Raw genomic sequence first — 24,380 nt, forward strand, 5'->3', positions numbered from 1 at the left:
ATGTCCGGGGATCACAGCCGCGGATTATACGCCGAAGACCGCCGCACACCGCCAGCTACGCCTGGCGGGAGCGGGTGGAAACGAGGTGCTGCGACCGTGATTCTGGGTGTTGCCGTTATCGGCGGCGGCGTTGGTTTGGGGGCTTGGTGGTTTTATGGTCACGGCCAGCATGTGATGCAGGAAGGCGACCTTCCGGTTCTGATGCCGGAAGGCGGACCGGTCAAGGTGCTGCCAGATAACCCCGGGGGCATGGAGGTGCCTCATCGCGATACCACCATTTACCAGGAACTTGATGACAGCGGCGGTGATGTTGCCGTTGTCATTAATCCCATTCCCGATATGCCCCGCGCACCGGAAGCATCCGAATTGGGGCCACCGCCGGATGCGCGCAATATTATTGGCGGTGAAATCGATATTTCCGGTGGCACGGATATGAATGCCGCCGAAAGTGGGGAACCGGCACCAGGCCCGCAAAAACAGGTTGCCGCAACGCCGATAAAACCAACTGTTCCTGATCCCTCCAACCCGCAAACGTCAACAGTGAAGGCAGTTGTAAAATCGAATGAAGCCGGTATTTCGGCGCCGGTCGCGGCTGATGCGTCAACCCAAGGTGAATTCCGGATCCAGATGGCATCCTTCCGCGAGCAGGGACAGGCCAGTGTTGCTTGGAATAAAATATCCGCCGATAACAAAGATTTACTGAGTAATCTTAAGATGTTTGTCCAAAAGGTGGATTTGGGAGACAAGGGTATTTTCTATCGTTTGCAGGCGGGCCCGCTGAATGGACGGGCGGCAGCCGATAAAATCTGTTCCGAACTGAAACAACGTGACGTGGGGTGCCTCAGTGTCCGACCTTGAGCTAAAGCGACCCAAAGCCTGTATCCTTGGACTTGAAGGAACGGCATTAAGTAATTGGGAAAAAGGTTTTTTTCGTGAAGCTGATCCGTATGGATTCATCCTGTTTGCACGCAATGTGGCAGACCCCGACCAACTGAAACGCCTGACGGCGGAATTGCGTGACATAAGCGGGCGCAGCAATCTGCCCATTCTGGTGGATCAGGAGGGTGGGCGTGTTGCCCGGTTAAAACCGCCGCACTGGCGCAAAATGCCTGCGGCGGGCGTGTTTGGCCAGCTATATGAGCAGCAGCCCGAGGATGCCCGCGAGGCGGCCTATCTTAACGCCCGTTTGCTGGCGGCAGATCTGGTAGATGTGGGCATTTCGGTTGTTTGTGCCCCGGTGCTGGACCTTTATTTTCCGGGTATGAGTGATGTTGTCGGTGATCGTTCCTATGGCAGCGAAGTTGCCAATGTTGTCGCCCTGGCCAGTGCGGTTTCGGCGGGTTTGCTTGATGGCGGGATTATTCCCGTGATCAAGCATATTCCGGGCCACGGGCGTGCCAACGTTGACAGCCACAAGGATTTGCCGGTGGTAACGGCCTCCAAAAGCAGCCTTTCGGTCAATGATTTTGAACCATTTCGTCAGATGAAAGACGTTTTGGCGGGGATGTCGGCGCATATTCTGTTTACCGCGATTGATGATCAGCGCCCTGCAACGGTGTCACCCCGCGTGATAAGCGACGTTATTCGTGGCGATATTGGCTTTGAAAATCTGCTGATCAGCGATGATTTGTCGATGGAAGCCCTTGGGGGCTCGATCGCCAGTCGGACGCATGAATGTTTGGCGGCTGGGTGCGATATTGCGCTTCATTGCAATGGCAAACGCACGGAACTGGAACAGGTTGTTTCCATGTCGCCTGCACTTGACGGCGCGGCCCTCGAACGTGCCCTGGCTGTGACCAACCGTATATCTTCACTGAAAGGGGATGTGCCCGCCCGCCCGGTATTGGCGGACTGGAATGCGCGTCTTGGTCAGTTGCTTGCCCCTGTTTGGGCCCCGGCACAAGGAGAAGGTGCTTGAACCACGTCTTTGAAATGATTGTCTCGGCAACCACCTGGGTTTTGCCGGTACTGTTTGCTGTGACATTTCACGAGGCTGGGCATGGCTTTGCCGCCAAGGCGTTTGGTGACGATACAGCCCAGCGCGCCGGGCGCCTGAGCCTTAATCCGATCCGCCATATTGACCCGGTCGGGACAATTGTCATTCCCGGTTTGTTGCTGTTGACCGGGGCGCCGTTTCTGTTTGGTTATGCCAAGCCGGTTCCGGTGGCCTTTTACCGCCTGAGCCCGCAGCGCATTGGCATTATTGGTGTGGCTATTGCCGGACCGGCAATCAATATTGTTTTGGCCATTCTCTCCATCATGCTGTTGGCGTGGCTGCCGTCTTTTTCGCCGGTTGTAAATGACTGGCTGGGGCGTACCTTGCAAAATTCTGTCGCATTGAATTGCGTCTTGGCCGTTTTTAACATGCTGCCAATACCGCCACTCGATGGCGGGCGTGTGTTAACGGCCATTTCGCCAGCGCCAATGGCCCGTGTCTTGATGCGGATGGAAAAAACCGGCATGATTCTTCTGATTGCGCTGATATTTCTGCTGCCTTATGTCACAGCCCAACTTGGTATTGATCTGCCGATTTTCAGATGGCTGGTTATTGAACCGGCTTCTGCGCTGATCAATTTCCTTGCCAATATCATTACCTGAGAATGTGAGCCGTTTTATTGCCGTTAACCGAGAGCTGAATGGTCGAGCCCGTTTCACCAGAATCAAATATCAGCGACGAGGCGTTTGACGTTGCCCCCGTGGACGGGGGCAGTCTGGCGGATCGTCTTGTGCTGGATCTGGACGGTTTTGAAGGGCCGATTGACGTTCTGCTGGAACTGGCCCGTGATCAGAAGGTTGATATTATTCGCATATCGATCCTTGATCTGGCCGAACAGTTTTTACAGTTTATCAGCCGTGCCCAGGAAATGCGCCTGGAACTGGCGGCGGACTATCTGGTCATGGCGGCATGGCTTGCCTATCTGAAATCCCGTTTGCTGTTGCCCAAACAGGATGACGACGAGGAAGAGCTGAGTGCCGAAGAAATGGCTGAGCTTTTGGCCTTTCAGTTACGCCGTTTGGAGGCGATGAAGGCAGCCGGGGCCAAGCTTTTGGAAGGTCCCAATCTGGGCCGTGATTTTTTCGCCCGGGGTGCGCCCGAGGAAATGAAGATCACGACATCGTCGGTATATGATGCGTCGCTTTATGACCTGTTGAAAGCCTATGCCCATATTATGCTGACGGCCGAGGCCAAGACGCTGGAAATCGAGGCATTTGACCTTTATGCGATGGATGATGCCATTCGCCGTTTACGTGACCTGTTTGGGCGACGGATTGTGCCGCAATGGACATTGTTATTGCAATTCATGCCACGTGGCCTGGGAACGCCCTTAAAGGCGCGGTCGGCCCTTGCGGCCCATTTTGTTGCCAGCCTGGAAATGTGTCGCGATGGTGAACTGGAAATTTCCCAGGAAAAGGTTTTTGGCCCCATCATGTTGCGATCGCCGCAAAAAAGGCAGGAGCCGGATCAGGGGCCGTATGGCGTTGACCACGCGGATGGTGAGAATGCGCTAGATAGCGGGCAGGGGGAGCCGCCTGAAGACATGACTGATGATGACGCAGCGTTTGAACGCGACGGGGACAGAGATGAGCGCGGATAGCACCCAACAGCTTGAAATGGATGGCATGAACCAGAAACCCGCCATTGATTTGCAGCATTTGCGCATCATCGAAGCTGTGCTGTTTGCCTCCAGCGAGCCGCTGAGCGAAAAGCTGCTTGCCGCGCGGTTGCCCGAGGATGCCAATATTGGGGAGATTCTGGCGGAATTGCAGGAAACCTATGCCGAACGCGGGATCAATCTGGTGCATGTTGGCGAGAAATGGGCCTTTCGGACCGCCCTTGACCTTGCCGGGGACCTGCATGTCGAGGTTGAAAAATCCAAAAAGATGACGCGGGCGACGCTGGAGACACTGGCGATCATTGCGTATCACGAGCCTGTAACCCGTTCAGAAATCGAAGAAATTCGTGGTGTCGCCCTATCCAAGGGAACACTTGATATTTTGCTTGAGGCAAAGTGGATTCGTCCGCGCGGACGCAAGCGTGTGCCGGGACGCCCCGTATTGTGGGCTACAACCGATGAATTCCTGGATCATTTCGGCTTGCAAAATCGTGATGATCTGCCGGGGCTCTCGGACCTGAAGGCGGCTGGCTTGCTTGATAGTCGGCCTGGCATGGGGCGTTACGGGGCCAGTTCGGGCGAAGACAGCCTGCTTCCCGAGCCCGAGGATGACCCGGCAAGCACGGAATCTGCCGTGGAAGAGGCCCTTACCAGCCGGAACCTGGCCGAGCTCGATGCCGAGATTTACGCTGATTCGCTTCCCGGTGATGATCTGGAGCGTTAGCCGAGCAGGATCAATGATTGGCGAGGCAAACTATTGCATGACGGGGTTCATGCCGTTAAACCTGATGTCGGTCGTAACTGAATTTCATTCGCATTGCCTTGCATGGCAGGAAAGCGTCGTCCGAGAAAAACAAAAGGGTATGTCATGCCGGTTGGCCTGAGCCTCAGAAATGTCAGTCACGAATTTGGCACCAGCCGGGTCTTGCGTGACATTAATTTTGATGTCGAACCGGGCGAACTGGTTTGCCTGCTGGGGCCATCAGGGTGTGGTAAAACCACAGCCCTGCGTATTGCGGCGGGGCTGGAGCGGTTACAGACCGGCACGGTATTGATCCACGGCGAGGTAGTGGCATCCGCCGGGCAGTATCTGGAGCCTGAAAAGCGTGGTGTCGGGCTGGTTTTTCAGGATTATGCGCTGTTTCCGCATCTTGATGTGGCGGGCAATATTGGTTTTGGTTTGCGCCATATGGGAAGTGCGCAACGCCGGCAGGCGGTGATCAACGCGCTAGAGCGGGTCGGTATGGCCGATTACCTTAACGCCTTTCCCCATCAATTGTCCGGTGGGCAGCAGCAGCGCATTGCGCTGGCCCGTGCTTTGGCGCCGGTGCCCCGCGTGATGTTGCTTGACGAACCGTTTTCCGGCCTTGACGTTGCCCGTCGGGCCGAATTGCGTGATACGACGCTGCATGTTTTGAAAAATGCGGGAATCGCGACGGTGATGGTCACGCATGACCCGGAAGAGGCCATGTATATGGCTGATCGCATTATTGTGATGAATGAAGGACAGGTGATGCAGGATGGCACACCCGAGGATCTTTATTTTCATCCCGAGAACCATTTCGTCGCATCTTTTTTTGGCGAGGTAAATGTCTTTCCATCACGGGTGGCGGGCACCGTGGCGTCAACCCCGCTAGGGGATGTTGTCGTTGAAAATATGCCTGATGGAACTAAGGTTGACGTGTTGATCCGCCCCGAAGGACTGCGCATCGGATCGGATGGTCGGGATGGTGATGTGCTTGCCAATATTGATGCTGTCCGCTCACTAGGCGGGGTGAGTTTGATGCACCTTTCCATTCATAACGGGCCCCATGTTCATGCCCGTGTACCGCGCCCGCAGGCTGCTGATAAAGGGGGCGTGGTGTCTATAACGCTTGATCCGGAGATGACCTTCGTGTTTCCTAGAGACTAGAAAGGTGGCAGAAGCGTTAAATTGACAAACACCGCGTTGCGCGGTCCAAGGCTTTCTGCCATTATCCCTTACCCCGTTTAAGGGGAGAGTACCGTATTGGGAGTAATAAGGTTATGAGTATCGGCGTTTGGCAAATTGTTCTGATCCTGGCCATCGTTCTGATTATTTTTGGTGCCGGCAAGCTGCCGCGTGTCATGGGAGATATGGGCAAAGGTATTCGTAGCTTTAAAGCCGGTATCAACGAAAAAGACGATGATGACTCCGGCAAAATCGGCAATAACAGCTCCGCTTCTGTTTCTAACGAAAGCAAAGACCAGGACTCGGTTAAGTCCTGATCCCGTCTGTCTGACTGGCCTTGCTCTGATAGGCGCTTTTCATGTTTGATATCGGTTGGACCGAAATGGCACTTGTGGCCGTCGTCGCGCTTTTTGTCGTCGGCCCCAAGGATCTGCCCCATGTTCTCTATAAAATGGCTCATTACTGGAAAAAAGTGCGCGGTATGGCGCGCGAGTTCCAGGGTGGTATCGACAGCTTGATCCGAGAGGCCGAGCTTGACGAACTGCGCAAGCAGGCCAGCAGTGTTAATACCAGTGCTACCGAATTTCTGGAAAAGCAGATTGGTGGTACCGACAGCAAGTCTGCTTCTTCTGCCGAAAAAAAGGCCGATACCCCGTCGGTTCCGGCGGATGCGAAAATCCCGGCACAATCTGAGTCTGATAAAACGGCAACACCGGAAAAGCCGTCGTCAGATGCCGCCGCAGCGCGAGCGACAGAAGCTGACGATGGAAATAGCGCGCCAAATAAGCCCAAAGATCAACCCGAACCGGCAACCGCCCGGACCCAGCCGGAGAAATAGGCGTGAATATGCAGCTTCAAGACCCGCAGATGCCGATCATGGAGCATCTGATAGAGTTGCGGAATCGCCTGACCTGGTCGGTGTTGGCACTCTTTGTGACATTTGGCATCTGTTATTATTTCGTCGAAGATATTTATGGTTTTCTGGTGCGCCCTCTGGCCCAGGCGATGGGGCCGGGCAGCGACCGGCGGATGATTTATACTGCCTTGACCGAAGTTTTCTTTACCTACGTCAAGGTTTCGTTTTTTGCCGCCTGTTTCATCTCGACGCCAGTTGTTTTGGGGCAGATATGGGCGTTTGTCGCACCTGGCCTTTATAAAAACGAACGCAAGGCATTTTATCCGTTTTTGTTTGCCACCCCCATCCTGTTTTTTTTGGGCGGGGCGATGGTTTATTATTTCATCATGCCGCTGGCCTGGAAGTTCTTCCTCAGCTTTGAATCAACAGGCAGCCAGACGGGCCTTGCGATTCAGCTTGAAGCCAAGGTGGGGGAATATCTCTCGCTGGTGATGAAGCTGATTTTTGCGTTTGGTCTTAGTTTTCAGTTGCCGGTTCTGCTGACATTGATGGCGCGGGCCGGTTTGGTTACATCGCAGGGCCTGGCGAAAAAGCGCAAATACGCCGTTGTTATTACCTTTATCGTGGCCGCTGTTATGACACCGCCGGATCTGATTTCACAGATCGGGCTGGCTGTGCCGATCATGCTGCTTTACGAAATTTCCATTATCATGGCCCGTATTAGCGAGCGTAAGCGCGCAGCGAGTATGCAAGAAGATGATTTGGACGATGACGGGGAACAGAACCATGATGATGACGTGAATGCGCAGTCTGCTGCGGCGGCATCGGCGGGGAATATGGATGATTCCACATCTGATGAGACCGGCGATGACACATCATCCAATACGCAAAAGCCGTCAGAATCATCTGATTCCCGAAGGTCGGGGGATGATGACGAAGATGACTTCAATAATGCCCGGTAATTAGACCTCGCAAAAAACAAGAAATGCTTGGCGGGGTGGACCAATGGTTCACCCCGTCGTATAAGCAGCCTGAAAAATTCAGACAAATAAGGTGCGGTTTCATGCACGATATAAAATGGATTCGTGAAAATCCCGAGGCATTTGACGCAGCCATGAGCATGCGTAATGCCGATATAACAGCGGCACGCCTGATTGATATTGACGCCGAACGGCGCCGCCTGATGACCGAACATCAGGAATTGCTGGCGCGCCGCAAAACCATTTCCGGCGATATTGGCAAGGCAAAAAAGAACGGTGAAAATGCTGATGACCTGATGGCCGAAATGGGAGGCCTGAAGGATCGCATCAAGGCCGCCGAAGATGGCCAGGCGGCGCTGAACGAGCAGCTTGATCTGTTGCTGATGTCCTTTCCCAATATTCTTGATGCGTCGGTACCCAAGGGGGCCGATGAAGACGAGAATGTCGAAATGCGTCGCTGGGGCACACCGGCCGAATTTGCCTTTTCCCCGGCAGAGCATTTCGACCTTGGTGAAAAGCTCGGCATGATGGATTTTGCTACGGCAGCCAAACTATCGGGTTCGCGCTTTGTGATTTTGCGCGGGCAACTGGCGCGTCTCGAACGGGCATTGGCCCAGTTCATGATTGACCTGCATGTTAATGAACATGGCTATGAGGAAACCACCACGCCGATGCTGGTAAAGGACGATGCCATGTTTGGCACCGGACAGTTGCCGAAATTTGCCGAGGATTCCTTTAAAACCACCAACGACATGTGGCTGATTCCGACCTCGGAAGTCACCCTGACCAACCAGGTTGCGGGCGACATTATTGATGTGGCGAGCCTGCCGTTGCGTTATACCGCACTGACACAGTGTTTCCGCTCCGAAGCCGGGTCGGCCGGGCGTGATACTCGCGGCATGATCCGTCAGCACCAGTTTTCCAAGGTTGAAATGGTGTCGATTGTCGATCCCGATCAATCGGATGCCGAACTGGAACGCAAAACCAAATGCGCCGAAGAAGTGCTTGAACGCCTTGGACTGCCCTATCGCACGATATTGTTGTGTTCGGGCGACACCGGTTTTTCGGCGATGAAAACCTATGACATCGAAGTCTGGCTGCCGGGGCAGGGACGGTATCGCGAAATTTCTTCGTGCTCGAATACCGGTGAATTCCAGGCACGGCGCATGAATGCGCGTTGCCGGGCCCAGGGCGACAAGAAAACGCGGTTTGTTCATACCCTGAATGGGTCGGGGCTGGCTGTTGGGCGCTGTCTGATTGCGGTCATGGAAAATTATCAGCAGGCTGACGGGTCCATTAAGGTTCCTGAAGCATTGTTGCCTTATATGGGCGGACTGGCTGAAATTTCCGCGACGAAGTAAGGTTTCCCGATGATCGATCTGCACAAGGCCCGCATTCTGATTTGCAATGATGATGGCATCGATGCACCGGGTATCAAACTGCTTGAAAATCTCGCCCGGCAATTTTCAGAAGATGTGTGGGTTGTGGCACCGTCGATCGAGCAAAGTGGCGCAGGGCATTCGCTTACCCTGCGCCGCCCGTTACGCATTCATCAGCGTGATGACCGCCATTATGCTGTTGATGGCACGCCAACGGACTGTGTTTTGCTGGCCCTACAGGTGATTATGCGTGAAACACCCCCGGATATTGTTTTTTCGGGCATTAACCGTGGCGGTAACCTTGGCGAGGATGTGACCTATTCGGGAACAATTGCCGCAGCAATGGAATCTGCATTGCTAAATGTACCAGCCATCGCTTTTTCGCAGTATTTTTCCCAGAAAATGATCAGTTGGCATATGGCCAAGACACACTTGCCCAATGTGGTTTCTTCACTGGTTGAACAAGGATGGCCGTCTAACGTTTTGATGAATGTGAATTTCCCGGAAAAGGAACGCGAGGGAGGGGCCAAAATTCGCATCACCCGGCAAGGTCAAAGAAAAATTGGTGATCATGTTGCCGAACGTCTGGACCCGCACGGTGAACCCTATTATTGGGTGGGGGCCATTCGTTCGGAATTGCCCGAAGACGAAAACGCCGATTTACATGTGATCGAAAAGGGCGATATTTCTGTAACCCCCATCGGTCTTGACTTTACCGATAATGCGACCCTCGAAAAACTGACAAAGGCATTTCAGTGAGTACGTCTGCCATTGCCCGTACAGCAGAAATTGAAGCCCTGCTTGGTGTTCTGCGCCAGGACGGCATTCATGACGAAGCCGTTTTACGTGCTTTGGCCGATATTCCGCGCGAATTGTTTGTTGCACCGCCCTTTGCCAGCCGCGCCTGGGAAAATGTCGCTTTGCCCATCAGCAAGGGCCAAACCATTTCCCAGCCCTATATCGTTGCCCTGATGACCCAGGCGCTTCAGTTAAATGACCGCATGAAGGTGCTGGAGGTTGGCACCGGATCAGGCTATCAGGCGGCCATTTTGGCCCGTCTGGCCCGGCGCGTTTATACCCTGGAACGCCACAAGCCGTTACTGCGTGAGGCCGAGGAGCGGTTTCGCACCCTGGGGCTTCATACGATTTCAACCCTGCATGCCGATGGCGGGCTGGGCTGGAAGGCACAGGCACCGTTTGACCGCATTATTGTTACGGCGTCGGCACAGGATGTGCCGCCGGTCCTGGTTGATCAGCTTGCAATCGGTGGAATCATGGTGGTGCCGGTGGGTGAGGTTTCCCACACCCAGATTTTGTTGCGCGTGATGCGGACCCCGACAGGTATTGATGTTACGGAATTGATGCCAGTGCGTTTTGTGCCCATGCTGGCCGGTACCGAAGAATTTTGAAATCCCGCATTTTTTTGAAAATTTGAATCTCGTTACCGATTGTTAACCGGTGATGCCGGAAAATCTGTGACATGATGAAAAATTATGTCAAACACGTCGTTCATAATGTCCGGACGTTGCTGTTTGTCTGCGGGACAACAGCAGCCCTTGGTGGGTGTTTGCTTAATTCCAAGCCCGTTCCGGTTGTTTATGGCGATGGCTCCAATTATTCGCTTTCGGCCATGCCCGATCTGCGCAATGGCGAACGTGTGATTACCGTCAAGCGTGGCGACAGTGTCTCCTTGCTGGCGGAGCGGTATCATGCCGATTTTCGCAAGTTTGCTGCCCGGAACAATCTTAGCGCACCTTACGTGATTTACCCCGGCCAGCGGCTGGTTTTGCCGCCCTGGCAAGCCGATTATGACAGCAGCCCGCCAGAGACGGCTGTGGCGCAATCACAGTCCCGGTCAACGGGCCGGAAAAATGTTGTTATCGCCGGGCGGGCTCAATCGGTTGAAATTACGTCATCTCCGCTTTCGGCACCGTCGCGTGCCGGGGGATCGTCTGTCGATTCTTCCGCGCAATCGGACCTGAGCGCGGTTACGGATATTACCGCATCCAAAAGCAAAGTTGTTGCAGGCGCACGGCTTCCGGTACCGGGGATCAAGCCGCAGGATATGGCCGCGAAGGCGGAACGGCAGTTTGCTTCGGCCAATAACTGGCATGATTCAGCAAAGAAAACGGCCTCAAATGAAGGGGGCAGTGCCAAAGCTGTTGCATCGCGTGCAACACCACGCCCGGCCAAGGTCAATGTTGATGATATCGTACCTGCCGGACGCCAGGGATTTATGTGGCCGGTGCAGGGCAAGATTGTTCTGGGCTATGGTGCAGGTCCCGGCGGGTTGTTTAATGACGGCATTAACATCGCTGCCGAACGAGGAACGGCCATTCTGGCAACAGATAATGGGGTTGTCACCTATGTTGGCAATGAATTGCGCGGTTTTGGCAATCTGATTTTGATCAAACATGCCGATGGTTATGTTTCGGCCTATGCGCACACTGAAAATCCGCTTGTGGCACGTGGCGATATTGTAAGGCGGGGACAACAGATTTCCTCTGTCGGTTCTACCGGTGCGGTAAACCGACCACAGCTTCATTTTGAAATCCGCCAGGGGCGCAAATCGCGCGATCCGGTTAAATATCTGCCCCAGGCTGTGGCATCGCGCTGACAGCCCTATCAAACCGGCCTGATTATATGCAGGCCGGTTTGTCGTTTTAAGGGGCGCGATGCTCAGGAAATGCTTTTGCCCTGTTCGCCCGCGATTTCCTGAATAAATTGCCAGGCGACTCGCCCTGAACGACTGCCGCGTGTTACGGTCCACTCCTTGGCACGGGCAAAAAGAGTGTCTTGCGGCATATCCAGGCCATATTCTTTGGCATACCCGGCGATGATCTCGAAATAGATGTCTTGGGAAATATTGTGGAAACCAAGCCACAGGCCGAAGCGGTCAGACAGCGAGACTTTTTCTTCAACGGCTTCGGACGGGTTGATTGCAGTTGAGCGTTCGTTTTCAATCATGTCACGCGCCATTAAATGGCGGCGATTGGATGTGGCATAGAAAATAACGTTTTCCGGGCGGCCCTCGATCCCGCCATCCAGTACGGCTTTAAGCGATTTGTATGATTCGTCTTGCAAATCAAAGGAAAGATCATCGCAAAAAAGCACGGTTTTGCGTTGACCGTCTTGCAGAATTTTTAACAGGACGGGCAGGGTGGGAATATCTTCACGGTGAATTTCCACCAGCGCCAAAGATGACGGTGTTTCCTGATTGATCAGCGCGTGCATGGCCTTGACGATCGAGCTTTTGCCCGTACCACGTGCGCCCCATAACAGCGCATTATTTGCCGGCAGCCCCTGTGCGAACCGTTTGGTGTTATTATAAAGAATACGCTTTTGCTGTTCGATCCCCTGCAAAAGCCCGATATCGACCCGGTTTACCTGCTTGACCGGCTGCAAATATCCGGTTTCGGCATGCCAGACAAAGGCATCTGCAATTGAAAGGTCGTTGTGCTGGCGTGGCGGCGGAGCCATCCTTTCAAGCGCATCGGCAATACGGTTTAATGCGGGCAGCAAATCGGCAAGGGTATCTGTCATCGGGGCCTCTGGAACATTTTCATTTTTGATGGCAGGGAAGGTTGTTCCCGACACGTCGTGGCCGAACCCTAGCACAGCAAGGTTTGCGTGGAATAGTCCGTTTGAAGCCGCATCAAAACTGTGAATCCCGTCACAAAGACACCTGGAAACCGGAAATTCAACCCGCAATGCGCAAGGATGTGTGATTTATAAGGCACGGGCAGGCGAGTTTAAGGCAAAATGAAGCGATCTTTCTTGCAACGGCGCTGCACACCGTTATATTCCGGCAGTTGATTGGTTTTTCTGTTTTAGGTTAGGAGTTCCTAATGTTGATTTCACCGGCTTTTGCTCAGGGTGCTGGTGGCGCTGCTGGCGGAGCGGATATGCTGACCAGCTTTCTGCCGCTGATCCTGATTTTTGTGGTTTTCTACTTTTTGCTGATTCGTCCGCAGCAGAAGAAACAGAAAGAACACAAAGCAATGCTGGCTGCGGTTCGCCGCGGTGATAAAATCGTTACGGCTGGTGGGATCATCGGAACCGTTGCCAAGGTTGTTTCGGATGAAGAAGTCTCTGTCGAGATTGCCGAAGGTGTGAAAGTCAAAGTCGCACGCGGCATGATCTCGAATGTGTTGTCACGCACTGAACCGGCCAAGGGCGGTTCGGATGCCGATAACAAGGCAGACGACAAAAAAACTGACGAAGTCAAAAAAGACTGATTTTTGTCACAGCTTCGGGCGGAACCAGCAGGTTCCGCCTTTCTGCATATTACTGGCGGTCGGCCGGGCAAGTCCTTCCTTTTTATCCTGATTGAGCCCTGAGCCCGATGTCGCAATGTTCCCCAGACATCTCTGGTTAAAGGACACATGCTTTATTTTACCAAATGGAAAGCAGCGCTGGTTTTGCTGGTGTGTGCTTTGGGCGTGATATATGCCGCGCCAAACTTTCTTCCCAAGGGCACATTCCCTACCGAAGCAAGCTGGATGCCCGGCAAGCAGATCAGCCTGGGTCTTGACCTGCGGGGCGGTTCCCACATGCTTTTGGAAGTCGGGGTCGATAGCGTTATTCGTGAACGTTATGATTCCCTGACCGAAAACATGCGTGATGCCCTGCGCGAAGCCCGTATCCGCTATCGCGGGCTGCGCGGTTCGGCTGACGGGGCATCTGTCACCATCGTCAATGATGATGATGTCGAGAAGGCCCGTTCACTGATTGCAAAACTGGACCCGCAGACGGTTGTTGGCGGTGACGGCAATCATATCATGGTAACTTACAACGAAAAAACGCGCCGCGAAATGGTCGATCGCGCCATTAGCCAGTCGCTTGAAGTTGTACGTCGTCGTGTTGACGAACTGGGAACGACGGAACCGTCGATCCAACGTCAGGGTGAAGACCGCATCGTTGTGCAGGTTCCGGGGCTTAATGATCCCTCGCGTTTGCGGGATATTCTGGGCCGGACGGCAAAGATGAATTTTCATCTGATCAATGAAAGCAAAACGCCGCAACAGGCGCGTGAAACCGGCATTCCGCCGGGGGCAGTCATTATGCCGGGTGCGGACGATGCGTCAGCAGGCGCACCGCAGGAATATCTGGTGGACCGTCGCGTTGTTGTTTCTGGTGACAACCTGATTGACAGCCAGCCAACCTTTAATGACGGACGCCCCGTTGTTTCCTTCCGTTTTGATGCTGCAGGTGGCGCACGTTTTGGTGACGTGACCAGTAAAAATACCGGCCGGCGTCTTGCCATCGTGCTTGATGGCAAGGTGATTTCGGCACCGCGCATCAATGAACCCATTATGGGCGGAAGCGGCATTATTACCGGCCAGTTCAGTGTCCAGGAAGCAAACGATTTGTCGTTGCTGTTGCGCGCTGGTGCCTTGCCTGCGCCGATGAAGATCCTTGAAGAACGGTCTATCGGTCCGGGGCTTGGTCAGGATTCTATTGAATCAGGTGAAATTGCCTCTGTTCTGGGGATGGTGTTCGTCGTTGTCTTCATGGCGATCAGCTATGGCCTGTTTGGTATTTTTGCCAACATTGCGCTGATGATAAACCTGATCCTGATTTTGGCCGTTATGTCGATTTTGCAGGCGACACTGACATTGCCGGGCATTGCCGGTATCGTCCTGACAGTGGGGATGGCGGTTGACGCCAACGTTCTGATTTTTGAACGTATCCGCGAGGAACGAAAAATCGGCCGATCCATCATCAGTTCGATTGATGCCGGTTATCGGAGTGCGATGTCGACCATTCTTGATGCCAACATCACCACGCTGATTGCCGCTTTGGTGCTGTTCAGCTTCGGTTCAGGCCCGATCAAGGGTTTTGCCGTGACACTGGCCATCGGGATCATCACATCGATGTTTGCCGCCATTTGGGTGACACGACTGATTGTGGCCTACTGGGTCAAGTATCGTCGTCCCACCGAACTGGTGTTGTGAGGAAGGGAGCAATACGCACATGAAACCTTTGCATATGGTTCCGGATGATGTGAACATCCCGTTCCTCAAAGTCCGAAAGCTGTTTTATATCTTCTCGCTCTCGATGGTTATTGTTTCGGGGGTTCTGTTCTTCACCAAAGGGCTGAATTTCGGTATCGACTTTCGGGGCGGTATTCTGCTTGAAATCAAAACTGAAGGCCCGGCAGATGTAACGGCGCTGCGTAACAATCTGGGCAGTCTGGGGCTGGGGGATGTTGCCATCCAGCAATTTGGTGAACCGGACGACGTTCTGATTCAGCTTCAGCGCCAGGATGGCGATGAAAAGGCCCAGATGGCGGCGCTGGAAACCGTTACCAAGGCACTTGGTGACGGGGTCAGCATCCGTCGGTCCGAACTTGTCGGGCCGAAAGTTGGGAGCGAGCTAAAAGAAGCCGGTTTATTCTCCGTCCTGATCTCGCTCGCGCTGATCATGATTTATATCTGGCTGCGCTTTGAATGGCAGTTTGCCGTCGCGTCGGTTGTTGCCTTGTTGCATGACGTGATCATCACGGTCGGCCTGTTTGTGGTGTCGGGTATTCAGTTTGACCTGGCAACACTGGCGGCTATTCTGACGGTTGGTGGCTATTCGATTAACGATACGGTGGTTGTCTTTGACCGTATTCGCGAATTCATGCGCAAATACCGCAAAATGGATCTGCCGGAACTTCTCGATCTGTCGATCAATACAACGCTGTCACGTACGGTAATGACGTCCTTTACGACATTGCTGGCCCTGATTGCGCTGTTCCTGTTTGGCGGCGAAGCCATCCGCGGTTTCACCTTTGCCCTGATTTTCGGTATCTTGATCGGGACTTATTCGTCGATCTGTGTGGCATCGCCGTTGCTGATTGTGTTTAAGTTGCGCCGAAAGATCCCCGAGGGCGAGGAGAGCAAAACCGAAGAGGCAAATGCGCTTTAGGTTTGTCTTGCGTTAACATTTGATCGTGCCAGACATTTACAGAAAGGCCGGGTTCGTGCGACAACGATCCGGCCTTTTTTGTGCCCAATGCAGGCGCGATAAGCGTTACCCCATTCGTTATGATAAGCGAGGTCTCTCATGTCGATAGACGTTACACCGATGGTGGCATCGGGCCGCAAACTTGTTTCCAGTTACGGGGATGGCCTGTTCCGGTTTGGCAATGAAAAGGCCGAGGGCTCTGTTCTGTTGTTTCCGGGGGAGTTCCTGTCCTGGCCGCATCAGGACATGACCACTGTGACAGAGGATTCGTTTGCCGAGATTATTTCACGGGCCGGGCACATTGATATTTTACTGTTGGGCATGGGAACCAGAATGCAACCGGTGAAAACCGCCTGGCGCAATGCCTTGCGTCCACATGGCATTGTTATTGAACCGATGGATACCGGTGCAGCTTGCCGGACTTTTAATGTGCTGTTATCCGAGGAACGCCGCGTGGCCGCAGCATTGATAGCGGTTTGATCCGGCGATGTTCGTATGATGATGGTTTATTGGCTTTTGCCGGAACATTTAATGCCCTCTGACGCGTTGTATGGAATAGATAACATACACACAGACAGGGGATGATGCGGCGTCTGGCGGGCGAGGATTGAGAGTGTGCTGCAAAAGGCGGGCCGCATTTCTGATATATGGAAGAGTTGACTTCGCGACTGCATGGTCTGACTGAGCATCTTGTTGCCAAATTCACCGACTGGGCCGACCTGGTTGGTGGCGGCGGCGTCGGGCGCGTGATTATCGCCATTGCCGTTTTGCTGTTTTTTATTCTGGTTCGCAAATTGCTGGCGCATGGTGTTGTTGGTGGGGCGCGTCGGCTTGCAAATAATCGAAAACATCAAACACTGGCAATGATTTTCAATGCCATACAAACGCCTGTTGAAGTGTTTGTTGTGTTGCTTGGGTTTTATTTTTCAACCGAAGTCATCGATTTTTCCGATAAAACCGATGCCGCCATTTTCAGCATTTTGCGGGTTTTTGTCATAGCCACGATTTTCTGGGCATTCTACCGCGTTGTCGAGCCGCTTGCGCTTGGGTTTAATACCTTTGCCGGCCGTTTTGGCGCAGGCCTGGCCGATGATTTGCGACAGTTTTTCATCCGATGCGTGCGAACCTTGGTGGTTGTGTTGGCCGGTGTCGCCTTGTTGGAAGACTGGGGCATCAATGTTACGGCCTTTTTGGGCGGCCTGGGCCTGGCCGGTATGGCAATTGCCCTGGCGGCAAAGGATTCGGTGGCCAATGTCTTTGGCGGTCTGACCATTTTTGCCGATAAGCTGTTTAAGCGCGGAGACTGGATCGAAACACCACACTTTGAAGGGGTCGTCGAATTTGTTGGTTTGCGGGCCACCAAGGTGCGTACCTTTTCCAAGGCGCTGGTGGTGATGCCCAACGCCGAAATCGTGGATTCACCGGTGATTAACTGGAGCCGCATGACCCATCGTCGCATCAAAATGGTGATAGGCGTTGAATATCGTACCACCGCCGATCAGATTGAAAAAATCATAGAGCGGTTGCGCAACTTTTTGCGGGAAGATGAAGATGTTGCGCAGGAAGACGTGCCACAGATGGTGCATTTGGCCGATTTTGGCAGCAGTTCGATTAATATTGACCTTTATTATTTTACCCAAACCACCGACTGGCTGACATGGCGCGACATTCGCAACCGACATATCATTGCTTTTAAACGCATTATCGAAGAAGAAGGCGCAGCATTTGCTTTCCCGTCCCAGTCTTTGTATGTGGAGAGCATGCCGGATGTGAAAATGGCTGAAAGGGCGGCGGATCGTGATGACCAAAACAATAATAGTGCGCCTCAAAACGCTCGGACTTCGGAATAGGTTGGGCGAGAGTTTGGGAAGCAACGGATAATTAGAAATCGATGAGTGAGACACCAAACCTTTCCTATTGTGCCGACTATGTCCGGCGGAACGACAAGGATCGTTTCCTGTGCGCGCTTTTCGCTCCGGCAGACAGGCGCGAAGATCTGTTCACGCTTTATGCCTTTAATCAGGAAATATCGAAAACCCGGGAAATGGTCAGTGAGGCCATGCTGGGGCAAATTCGCCTGCAATGGTGGCGGGACGCCCTGGCTGATATTGCCAAAGGTGAAATCCGCAAGCACGAGGTTGTCGCGCCGCTGGCGGATCTGATCGGGCAGGGACGTGTAGAGCCCAAAACCCTTGAAGCCATGATCGATGCCAGGGAGTTTGATCTGTTTGACAAGGCCCCCCAAGATATGGCTGCCCTTGAAAATTATATCGATGAAACATCGGGCCGGTTAAGTGAAGCAGCGGCAAAGCTGCTTGGTGCAGAAGAAGAGACGGCGCTGAAGGCGGCGCGTCTTGCTGGCAATGCCTATGGTCTGGTTGGAATTTTACGTGCGATGGTGTTTCACGGGCGCGCAAAACGCCAATATATTCCCGAGGAATATATGCAGAAATATGGTGTGGCAACGGGGGACATTTTTGAATTTCGCAAGACCGATGCGGTAAGAGCAATGACCCGTGATCTGGCCCGACAGGCGCAGGATAAAATCGATACGGCACGAAAAATGCGTCGTCACTTACCGAAAAAAGCTGTACCGGCAGCCTTGCCTGTTACTTTGGCGGAGAATTATTTAAAGAAGCTGAAAAAAGCAGATTATGATCCGTTTTCTGCCGAATTTGGCTTGGCTCGCCCTGCCAGCTTCAGGCTGACCTTACGGGCACTTTCGGGATATTGGTAAGACTGTATCTTTACAACGGACAAAAAGGTTATAAATCTTTGTAGATCAACCGGTTCATAACCTGTCTTTGTTGGGTGTCCGGCGATCAAAGCTTGCGGGGTCCCTAAATGAAAATATTTAGAAATATTGCGATCTTGGTCATCGTTCCGGTGGGCGTGTTAATGGCGTTCTGGTCGCATACGAACCGGGCGGCGGCAACCTCGATTGATCCTTTTGTGGGAACCTATCACGGCACGGCCATTTCCGAAACGACGGACGAATTAAAAGCGCGTGATCTGGATGTAACGATCCGAAAAAAAGATGATGCCTTTACAGTCGACTGGTCAACCGTGATTTACAAATCCGATGGCCGGGAAAAAAAGTCCGCCCTTAGTATCGAGTTTTTCAATACTGACCGCCCCGAGATTTATGGCAGCGCCATGCGCACCGGCCTGTTTGGCAAGCGGGTGCCTAACGACCCGTTAAAAGGCCAACCCTTTGTCTGGGCGCGCATCGTTGGCAAAACCCTGACGGTTCATGCCATGTATATTCTGGATGATGGTGGCTATGAAATGCAGGTTTACGAACGTACCCTTGATGCCGACGGCAATTTGGACCTGGTTTTCAAACGGTTTCGCAATGGTAAAAGCATTCGCGAAATCACCGGTGAGTTGACCCGCGTTAAATATTGATCTCTTTACGATCTGAAGACTTCACACAAAACGCCCGTGCTAGCTGCGCGGGCGTTTTGTCATATGGATTGTATCTTCGTGTAAAGGGCTGTCTTAATGGCCGATTGCTGCCAGCCATTCATCAAAGGCAGGAATGGCACGGTCGGTATAAAGCTTTTTGCGATCCCGTCCTTTCACCCGTTTTTTAAGCTCCAGTTCCGGAAACAGACCAAAATTGACATTCATTGGCTGGAAGCTTTCGGCATCGGCTCCGCCGGTAATATGCCCCAAAAGCGCCCCCATTGCCGTGACTGCCGGGGGGAGGGGCAATTCGCGACCCAGTTTTTCCGCAGCCGTAAAGCGACCCGTCATCAGGCCGACAGCCGCACTTTCAACATAGCCCTCGCATCCGGTAATCTGCCCGGCGAACCGGATGTCGCGACGGGATTTCAGCCGCAGGGTCGGGTCCAGCAGGCGCGGGGAATTCAGGAAGGTGTTGCGGTGAATGCCCCCCAGGCGGGCAAATTCGGCATTTTCGAGGCCGGGAATGGTTTTGAATACCTCGACCTGGGCCCCGTATTTCAGTTTCGTTTGAAAACCGACCATATTGTAAAGGGTGCCCAGCGCATTATCCTGACGAAGCTGCACGATGGCATAGGACTTGACGGTTGGATCATGCGGGTTGGTCAGCCCCACTGGTTTCATCGGGCCGTGGCGCAGGGTTTCGCGCCCGCGTTCGGCCATGACTTCAATCGGCAGGCAGCCGTCAAAATAGGGGGTATCTTTTTCCCAGTCCTTGAATTCGGTTTTTTCACCGGCCAGCAGCGCATCAATGAAATTGTTGTACTGCTCTTTGTTCATCGGACAGTTGATGTAATCCTTACCATCGCCTTTGTCATAACGTGACTGGAACCATGCTTTGTCAAAGTCGATGCTTTCCTTATACAGGATCGGCGCAATGGCATCGAAAAACGCCAGTGACTTCTCGCCAGTTTGTTCCAGAATGGCCGCCGCAAGCGAGCCTGAAGTCAACGGGCCGGTGGCGATAATGGTGTTGCCCCATTCAACGGGGGGAAGACCGCTAATCTCGCCACGTTCCATTGATATGAGGGGGTGGTTCATCAGGGCGTCGGTAACGGCCTGGGAAAACCCTTCACGGTCCACTGCCAGCGCCGCACCTGCCGGGACTTTATGGTCATCCGCACAGCGCAGAATAAGCGAGTTTGCCCGGCGCATTTCATCATGAATCAGGCCAACCGCATTATATTCCTTGTCATCGGAACGGAACGAATTGGAACAGACCAGTTCGGCACATTTGTCGGTTTGGTGGGCATCGGTCGGGCGTTCCGGGCGCATTTCGTGAATGATCACGGGGATACCGGCCTCGGCCAGTTGCCAGGCCGCTTCACTGCCAGCCAAGCCAGCGCCAATGATATGAACAGGTGTAACCGTTTCCAAGCTGAACCTCCGTCAGAACAGGTTTTGGCTCAAAGCCAAGTTTGGCCCCACACATAGCGGTCCACGGGCATAAATATCAAGTCAATTGCTGAAAATTACCGCGTTTGGTGAAGGGATCACTGCCATAAGCGTGTTCCTTGTCACATTTGTGCCCCTCTGGCGTCGATCAGGACGGTCTGACAACATATCGACATTGTGCATAAGGAATAAACTCAAGCCATGACTGATCCAGCAGATGCTCCAAAATCTGTGGTCACACCCCCCTCAGATACGAATACTGGTTCTGACACTGTCAGTAAAAGTACTTCATCCACGTCAAACGGCTTTTTGTCGATTTTGGTGGCCGGAGGGGATGTTGCCCGTTTATCGGCTGCCAGCTTTGCGCTGATATGCTCGCCCTTGGTGTTACTTGCGGTTCTGGCGATATTTTTCGCCATTGACGTGATCGTTAGTTCCTGGGGTGGGCGGTTATTCGGATTCAGTTATGATCTGGTTTTCTTTGTCGGGATATTTGGCGCACTGGGCGCAATGGTAAGCGTTATGCTCCATATTAGTGACCCGCAGGAATGGCAGAATTTATCCCCGCTTGATGTTTTCTTTCGCTTTTTGTTCCGGCCGTTTTTGGGGTTCGTTTATGCTGTGCTGGCGTTGTTGATTGTGCGGGCAGATATTATTCCTGACAGGCTTGATCAGCTTCAGGCCATTCGTGACCTGAACGAGCTGGGCTCGCTCAAGCTTGATGCCGATAGCGGGCAGCAAGTTGCCATTATGCTTCTTCTTGCCTTTCTGGCGGGCTTTAGCGAACGGTTGGTCAAAGCCATCCTGCAAACAGTCGAGGGCCGCATCCGGGCGCTGGCGATTGGTTCCGATAACGCCAAAACAACCTGATGCGGTCCCACGGCCAAAATGAACATTATGACAGGCGTAAATGCCGTTTCAGATATTTGCCGGTATAGCTGTGGTCATTTTTCATGATGTCTTCGGGCGTACCGGCCCCAACCAGTGCGCCGCCGCCATCCCCGCCTTCAGGACCAATATCAATAATCCAGTCGGCAGTTTTGATGACATCAAGGTTATGTTCAATCACAACAACCGTATTGCCTTGATCGGCCAGGGTATGCAGCACTTCCAGCAATTTGCGAATATCATGAAAATGCAGGCCCGTTGTCGGCTCATCCAAAATGTAAATCGTTCTGCCCGTCGCGCGTTTTGAAAGCTCCTTGGCAAGTTTGACGCGCTGTGCTTCCCCGCCCGACAGGGTGGTGGCCTGCTGGCCCAAATGCACGTAACTTAACCCCACCTGTTTGAGGGTTTCCATCTTGTCGCGAATGCTGGGCACGGCCTTGAAAAAGTCGGCACCTTCTTCGACCGTCATATCAAGAACGTCGGATATTGATTTACCTTTAAACGATATTTCCAGCGTTTCGCGGTTGTATCGTTTGCCTTTGCACTGATCACAGGTCACATAAACATCGGGCAAAAAGTGCATTTCAATTTTGATAACACCGTCACCCTGGCAGGCCTCGCACCGGCCACCCTTGACGTTGAATGAAAAACGCCCCGGCTTGTAACCACGGGTTTTTGCCTCGGGCAATTGGGCGAACCATTCGCGAATGGGGGTGAAGGCCCCGGTATAGGTAACAGGGTTGGAACGCGGGGTGCGGCCAATCGGGCTTTGGTCGATATCGATAATTTTATCGATATGCTCGATACCGGAAATGCTGTCATGGGCACCGGGCTGGGTACGGGCATTGTGCATCCGTTTTGCCAGTGACTTATACAGCGTTTCAATGACCAGGCTGGATTTACCACCACCAGACACGCCAGTAACACAAATGAATTTCCCCAGCGGGAAATCAACGTCGATATTTTGCAGGTTATTGGCGCGGGCACCACGAATGCTAATGGCTTTACCATTGCCTTCACGCCGTTTGGCGGGAACAGCAATTTGTTCAATGCCTGTGAGATATTTCCCGGTCAGGCTTTCGGGGTTTTGCTGGATTTCCTCTGGCGTGCCCTGGGCGACAATGCGTCCGCCGTGAATACCGGCGCCCGGTCCCATATCGACAACATAATCAGCCGCGCGAATGGCATCTTCGTCATGTTCAACAACCAGCACGGTATTGCCCAAATCGCGCAAACGTTTCAGGGTTTCAAGCAGACGGTCATTATCGCGCTGATGCAGGCCGATGGAGGGTTCGTCCAGAACATATAAAACACCCGTCAGGCCCGAACCGATTTGCGATGCCAGGCGAATACGCTGGCTTTCGCCGCCTGAAAGCGTGCCCGATGTGCGCGACATGGATAGATAATCCAGTCCCACATCACTCAAAAATTTCAGACGATCGTTAATTTCGCGCAAAATGCGGCGGGCAATTTCAGTTTGTTTTTCATCCAGTTTCGGTTCAAGGGCAGCAAACCAGTTCACGGCCTTGCCAATAGACAGCGCGGTGATTTCGGAAATGGTGCAGTGATCAACCTTGACCGCCAGGGCCTCGGGTTTCAGGCGCTGGCCGTGGCAGGCGTCACAATCGGAAATGGTTTGGTATTTTGCCAGTTCATCGCGGGCCCACTGGCTGTCGGTTTCGCGCCAGCGCCGCGACATATTGGGAATAACCCCTTCAAACGGGCGTGTAACCTTATAGCTGCGCGAACCGTCATCATAGGTCACGGTGACTTCTTCATTGCCCGACCCATGCAGAATAATGTGCTTTGCCTTTTCCGGCAGCTTTTCCCACGCCACATTGGTTTTAAAGCCATAATGCTTGGCAATCGCACGCAATGTTTGCAGGTAATATTTCGATGTGCTGCTGGCCCAGGGCGCAATCGCGCCATCATCAAGCGTTTTGCTGGTATCAGGCACCACCAGTTCCGGGTCAAATTCCATTTGTGTGCCAAGGCCATCACAGACCGGGCAGGCGCCAAACGGGTTGTTGAACGAAAACAGGCGCGGTTCAATTTCCTCGATGGTAAAACCCGAAACCGGGCAGGCAAATTTGGCGGAAAACAGTGTGCTTTCGCCGCTGCGGGCATCTTCGGCAAAAACAATGCCGTCGGTCAGTTCCAGTGCAGTTTCAAAGCTGTCGGCAAGGCGCGTCTGGATGCCATCCTTGACCACCAAACGGTCTACGACAACGGAAATGTCGTGTTTCAGTTTTTTGTTCAGCTCGGGCGCTTCATCGATTTCGTACATTTCTCCATCGATTTTCACGCGTTGAAAACCGCGTGCCCGAAGCTCCTTTAATTCCTTTTTATATTCGCCCTTGCGGCCGCGTACGATGGGGGCCAGCAAATAAAGCCGCGTGCCTTCTTCCATTTCCATGACGCGGTCCACCATTTGCGAAACCGTCTGGCTGACAATGGGCAGGCCGGTTGCCGGGGAATAGGGAATACCGACACGCGCCCAAAGAAGGCGCATATAGTCGTAAATTTCGGTCACAGTCCCCACAGTTGAACGCGGATTGCGCGATGTGGTTTTTTGCTCAATCGAAATGGCGGGCGACAGACCGTCGATATATTCGACATCCGGTTTTTGCATCATTTCAAGGAACTGGCGCGCATAGGCCGACAGGCTTTCGACATAGCGGCGCTGACCTTCGGCATAAATGGTATCAAAAGCCAAGGAGCTTTTGCCCGATCCCGACAGGCCGGTTATGACCACCAGCGAATCACGTGGCAGTTCGACATCAATGTTCTGCAGATTGTGTTCTTTCGCACCGCGAACTGAAATTTTTGTCAGCATATCCGGCCTTTTGTTCCTGAATTGTTCGGGGAATGTATAGAGGAGCCAGTGATTATACGCAAGTCCGCCCCTGACAGTTC

General features: G+C 53.1%; 24 protein-coding genes. 21 read left to right on the top strand and 3 right to left on the bottom strand.

Annotation, left to right across the window (positions count from 1 at the left end; all coding sequences use genetic code 11):
- The 13 genes from TH25_RS17840 to TH25_RS17900 all read left to right on the top strand — a co-directional run bounded on the left by TH25_RS17840 (position 1) and on the right by TH25_RS17900 (position 11,376).
- The gene (locus tag TH25_RS17840; protein ID WP_114089661.1) at positions 1-858 is read left to right on the top strand and encodes an SPOR domain-containing protein; all 858 of its coding nucleotides are present in this window, start codon (positions 1-3) and stop codon (positions 856-858) included.
- A complete protein-coding gene (gene nagZ / locus TH25_RS17845; RefSeq protein ID WP_114089662.1) occupies positions 845-1,918 on the top strand; it encodes a beta-N-acetylhexosaminidase in 1,074 nt (357 codons plus the stop codon). The genes TH25_RS17840 and nagZ overlap by 14 nt, the downstream gene beginning before the upstream one ends.
- Positions 1,915-2,598: a site-2 protease family protein gene (locus TH25_RS17850; protein ID WP_114089663.1), complete on the top strand. Its 684-nt coding sequence runs from the start codon at positions 1,915-1,917 to the stop codon at positions 2,596-2,598. The genes nagZ and TH25_RS17850 overlap by 4 nt, the downstream gene beginning before the upstream one ends.
- A gap of 38 nt (positions 2,599-2,636) precedes the next feature.
- Positions 2,637-3,596: a segregation and condensation protein A gene (locus tag TH25_RS17855; RefSeq protein WP_114089664.1), complete on the top strand. Its 960-nt coding sequence runs from the start codon at positions 2,637-2,639 to the stop codon at positions 3,594-3,596.
- Positions 3,583-4,338 carry an SMC-Scp complex subunit ScpB gene (gene scpB, locus TH25_RS17860; RefSeq protein WP_114089665.1) on the top strand — a complete coding sequence of 252 codons (756 nt, stop codon included), beginning with the start codon at positions 3,583-3,585 and terminating at the stop codon, positions 4,336-4,338. Before TH25_RS17855 ends, scpB begins: the two co-directional genes overlap by 14 nt.
- Positions 4,339-4,482: 144 nt before the next feature.
- The gene (locus TH25_RS17865; RefSeq protein ID WP_114089666.1) at positions 4,483-5,526 is read left to right on the top strand and encodes an ABC transporter ATP-binding protein; all 1,044 of its coding nucleotides are present in this window, start codon (positions 4,483-4,485) and stop codon (positions 5,524-5,526) included.
- A gap of 113 nt (positions 5,527-5,639) precedes the next feature.
- A complete protein-coding gene (locus tag TH25_RS17870; RefSeq protein ID WP_114089667.1) occupies positions 5,640-5,861 on the top strand; it encodes a Sec-independent protein translocase subunit TatA/TatB in 222 nt (73 codons plus the stop codon).
- Between the two features lie 41 nt (positions 5,862-5,902).
- On the top strand, positions 5,903-6,382 hold the full coding sequence (tatB, locus tag TH25_RS25505) for a Sec-independent protein translocase protein TatB (protein WP_258549208.1): 480 nt from the start codon (positions 5,903-5,905) through the stop codon (positions 6,380-6,382).
- Positions 6,383-6,390: 8 nt separating this feature from the next.
- Complete coding sequence (gene tatC / locus TH25_RS17880) at positions 6,391-7,362, top strand: twin-arginine translocase subunit TatC (RefSeq protein WP_181847694.1); 972 nt, start codon at positions 6,391-6,393, stop codon at positions 7,360-7,362.
- 101 nt (positions 7,363-7,463) lie between these two features.
- Positions 7,464-8,741, top strand: coding sequence for a serine--tRNA ligase (serS, locus tag TH25_RS17885; RefSeq protein WP_114089669.1), 1,278 nt, complete (start codon positions 7,464-7,466; stop codon positions 8,739-8,741).
- Positions 8,742-8,750: 9 nt separating this feature from the next.
- Positions 8,751-9,518: a 5'/3'-nucleotidase SurE gene (surE, locus tag TH25_RS17890; RefSeq protein ID WP_114089670.1), complete on the top strand. Its 768-nt coding sequence runs from the start codon at positions 8,751-8,753 to the stop codon at positions 9,516-9,518.
- A gap of 11 nt (positions 9,519-9,529) precedes the next feature.
- Positions 9,530-10,168, top strand: a complete 639-nt coding sequence (locus TH25_RS17895; protein ID WP_181847696.1) for a protein-L-isoaspartate(D-aspartate) O-methyltransferase — start codon at positions 9,530-9,532, stop codon at positions 10,166-10,168.
- 71 nt (positions 10,169-10,239) lie between these two features.
- Positions 10,240-11,376 (top strand): peptidoglycan DD-metalloendopeptidase family protein, encoded by a 1,137-nt coding sequence (locus tag TH25_RS17900; RefSeq protein WP_258549209.1) that lies wholly within the window; start codon positions 10,240-10,242, stop codon positions 11,374-11,376.
- Between the two features lie 62 nt (positions 11,377-11,438).
- Here the strand turns inward: TH25_RS17900 and TH25_RS17905 are convergent, their stop codons facing one another.
- Positions 11,439-12,302, bottom strand: coding sequence for an ATP-binding protein (locus tag TH25_RS17905; protein WP_114089720.1), 864 nt, complete (start codon positions 12,300-12,302; stop codon positions 11,439-11,441).
- Between the two features lie 305 nt (positions 12,303-12,607).
- Here TH25_RS17905 and yajC point away from each other — a divergent pair, with 305 nt between their 5' ends.
- The 7 genes from yajC to TH25_RS17940 all read left to right on the top strand — a co-directional run bounded on the left by yajC (position 12,608) and on the right by TH25_RS17940 (position 19,121).
- Positions 12,608-12,997, top strand: coding sequence for a preprotein translocase subunit YajC (gene yajC / locus TH25_RS17910; RefSeq protein ID WP_114089672.1), 390 nt, complete (start codon positions 12,608-12,610; stop codon positions 12,995-12,997).
- 147 nt (positions 12,998-13,144) lie between these two features.
- Positions 13,145-14,716, top strand: coding sequence for a protein translocase subunit SecD (gene secD / locus TH25_RS17915; protein ID WP_114089673.1), 1,572 nt, complete (start codon positions 13,145-13,147; stop codon positions 14,714-14,716).
- Positions 14,717-14,735: 19 nt separating this feature from the next.
- Positions 14,736-15,674 (top strand): protein translocase subunit SecF, encoded by a 939-nt coding sequence (gene secF / locus TH25_RS17920; protein ID WP_114089674.1) that lies wholly within the window; start codon positions 14,736-14,738, stop codon positions 15,672-15,674.
- A gap of 138 nt (positions 15,675-15,812) precedes the next feature.
- Positions 15,813-16,193, top strand: a complete 381-nt coding sequence (locus TH25_RS17925) for an Mth938-like domain-containing protein (protein WP_181847688.1) — start codon at positions 15,813-15,815, stop codon at positions 16,191-16,193.
- A gap of 167 nt (positions 16,194-16,360) precedes the next feature.
- Positions 16,361-17,563 (top strand): mechanosensitive ion channel family protein, encoded by a 1,203-nt coding sequence (locus tag TH25_RS17930; protein WP_114089675.1) that lies wholly within the window; start codon positions 16,361-16,363, stop codon positions 17,561-17,563.
- A gap of 41 nt (positions 17,564-17,604) precedes the next feature.
- A complete protein-coding gene (locus TH25_RS17935; protein WP_114089676.1) occupies positions 17,605-18,450 on the top strand; it encodes a phytoene/squalene synthase family protein in 846 nt (281 codons plus the stop codon).
- A gap of 107 nt (positions 18,451-18,557) precedes the next feature.
- A complete protein-coding gene (locus tag TH25_RS17940) occupies positions 18,558-19,121 on the top strand; it encodes a hypothetical protein (RefSeq protein ID WP_181847690.1) in 564 nt (187 codons plus the stop codon).
- 93 nt (positions 19,122-19,214) lie between these two features.
- On the opposite strand, the gene trmFO is transcribed toward TH25_RS17940, so the two are convergent.
- Positions 19,215-20,558 carry a methylenetetrahydrofolate--tRNA-(uracil(54)-C(5))-methyltransferase (FADH(2)-oxidizing) TrmFO gene (trmFO, locus tag TH25_RS17945; protein ID WP_114089677.1) on the bottom strand — a complete coding sequence of 448 codons (1,344 nt, stop codon included), beginning with the start codon at positions 20,556-20,558 and terminating at the stop codon, positions 19,215-19,217.
- Between the two features lie 219 nt (positions 20,559-20,777).
- Here trmFO and TH25_RS17950 point away from each other — a divergent pair, with 219 nt between their 5' ends.
- Positions 20,778-21,446 carry a hypothetical protein gene (locus tag TH25_RS17950; RefSeq protein WP_147253044.1) on the top strand — a complete coding sequence of 223 codons (669 nt, stop codon included), beginning with the start codon at positions 20,778-20,780 and terminating at the stop codon, positions 21,444-21,446.
- 25 nt (positions 21,447-21,471) lie between these two features.
- Here TH25_RS17950 and uvrA read toward each other — a convergent pair whose 3' ends face one another.
- Entirely contained in the window at positions 21,472-24,300 is a 2,829-nt protein-coding gene (gene uvrA / locus TH25_RS17955) for an excinuclease ABC subunit UvrA (RefSeq protein WP_114089679.1), read from the bottom strand.
- Positions 24,301-24,380: the final 80 nt, after the last annotated feature.

Source organism: Thalassospira profundimaris (assembly GCF_003326755.1).
Taxonomy (GTDB): domain Bacteria; phylum Pseudomonadota; class Alphaproteobacteria; order Rhodospirillales; family Thalassospiraceae; genus Thalassospira; species Thalassospira profundimaris_B.

Bases quoted from the DNA above. Each gene is read 5' to 3' on its own strand.
- TH25_RS17840 (WP_114089661.1), top strand. From the start codon at position 1: ATGTCCGGGGATCACAGCCGCGGATTATACGCCGAAGACCGCCGCACA.
- TH25_RS17855 (WP_114089664.1), top strand. From the start codon at position 2,637: ATGGTCGAGCCCGTTTCACCAGAATCAAATATCAGCGACGAGGCGTTT.
- scpB (WP_114089665.1), top strand. From the start codon at position 3,583: ATGAGCGCGGATAGCACCCAACAGCTTGAAATGGATGGCATGAACCAG.
- TH25_RS17865 (WP_114089666.1), top strand. From the start codon at position 4,483: ATGCCGGTTGGCCTGAGCCTCAGAAATGTCAGTCACGAATTTGGCACC.
- TH25_RS17870 (WP_114089667.1), top strand. From the start codon at position 5,640: ATGAGTATCGGCGTTTGGCAAATTGTTCTGATCCTGGCCATCGTTCTG.
- tatB (WP_258549208.1), top strand. From the start codon at position 5,903: ATGTTTGATATCGGTTGGACCGAAATGGCACTTGTGGCCGTCGTCGCG.
- tatC (WP_181847694.1), top strand. From the start codon at position 6,391: ATGCAGCTTCAAGACCCGCAGATGCCGATCATGGAGCATCTGATAGAG.
- serS (WP_114089669.1), top strand. From the start codon at position 7,464: ATGCACGATATAAAATGGATTCGTGAAAATCCCGAGGCATTTGACGCA.
- surE (WP_114089670.1), top strand. From the start codon at position 8,751: ATGATCGATCTGCACAAGGCCCGCATTCTGATTTGCAATGATGATGGC.
- TH25_RS17900 (WP_258549209.1), top strand. From the start codon at position 10,240: ATGATGAAAAATTATGTCAAACACGTCGTTCATAATGTCCGGACGTTG.
- TH25_RS17905 (WP_114089720.1), bottom strand. From the start codon at position 12,302: ATGACAGATACCCTTGCCGATTTGCTGCCCGCATTAAACCGTATTGCC.
- yajC (WP_114089672.1), top strand. From the start codon at position 12,608: ATGTTGATTTCACCGGCTTTTGCTCAGGGTGCTGGTGGCGCTGCTGGC.
- secD (WP_114089673.1), top strand. From the start codon at position 13,145: ATGCTTTATTTTACCAAATGGAAAGCAGCGCTGGTTTTGCTGGTGTGT.
- secF (WP_114089674.1), top strand. From the start codon at position 14,736: ATGAAACCTTTGCATATGGTTCCGGATGATGTGAACATCCCGTTCCTC.
- TH25_RS17925 (WP_181847688.1), top strand. From the start codon at position 15,813: ATGTCGATAGACGTTACACCGATGGTGGCATCGGGCCGCAAACTTGTT.
- TH25_RS17930 (WP_114089675.1), top strand. From the start codon at position 16,361: ATGGAAGAGTTGACTTCGCGACTGCATGGTCTGACTGAGCATCTTGTT.
- TH25_RS17935 (WP_114089676.1), top strand. From the start codon at position 17,605: ATGAGTGAGACACCAAACCTTTCCTATTGTGCCGACTATGTCCGGCGG.
- TH25_RS17940 (WP_181847690.1), top strand. From the start codon at position 18,558: ATGAAAATATTTAGAAATATTGCGATCTTGGTCATCGTTCCGGTGGGC.
- TH25_RS17950 (WP_147253044.1), top strand. From the start codon at position 20,778: ATGACTGATCCAGCAGATGCTCCAAAATCTGTGGTCACACCCCCCTCA.
- uvrA (WP_114089679.1), bottom strand. From the start codon at position 24,300: ATGCTGACAAAAATTTCAGTTCGCGGTGCGAAAGAACACAATCTGCAG.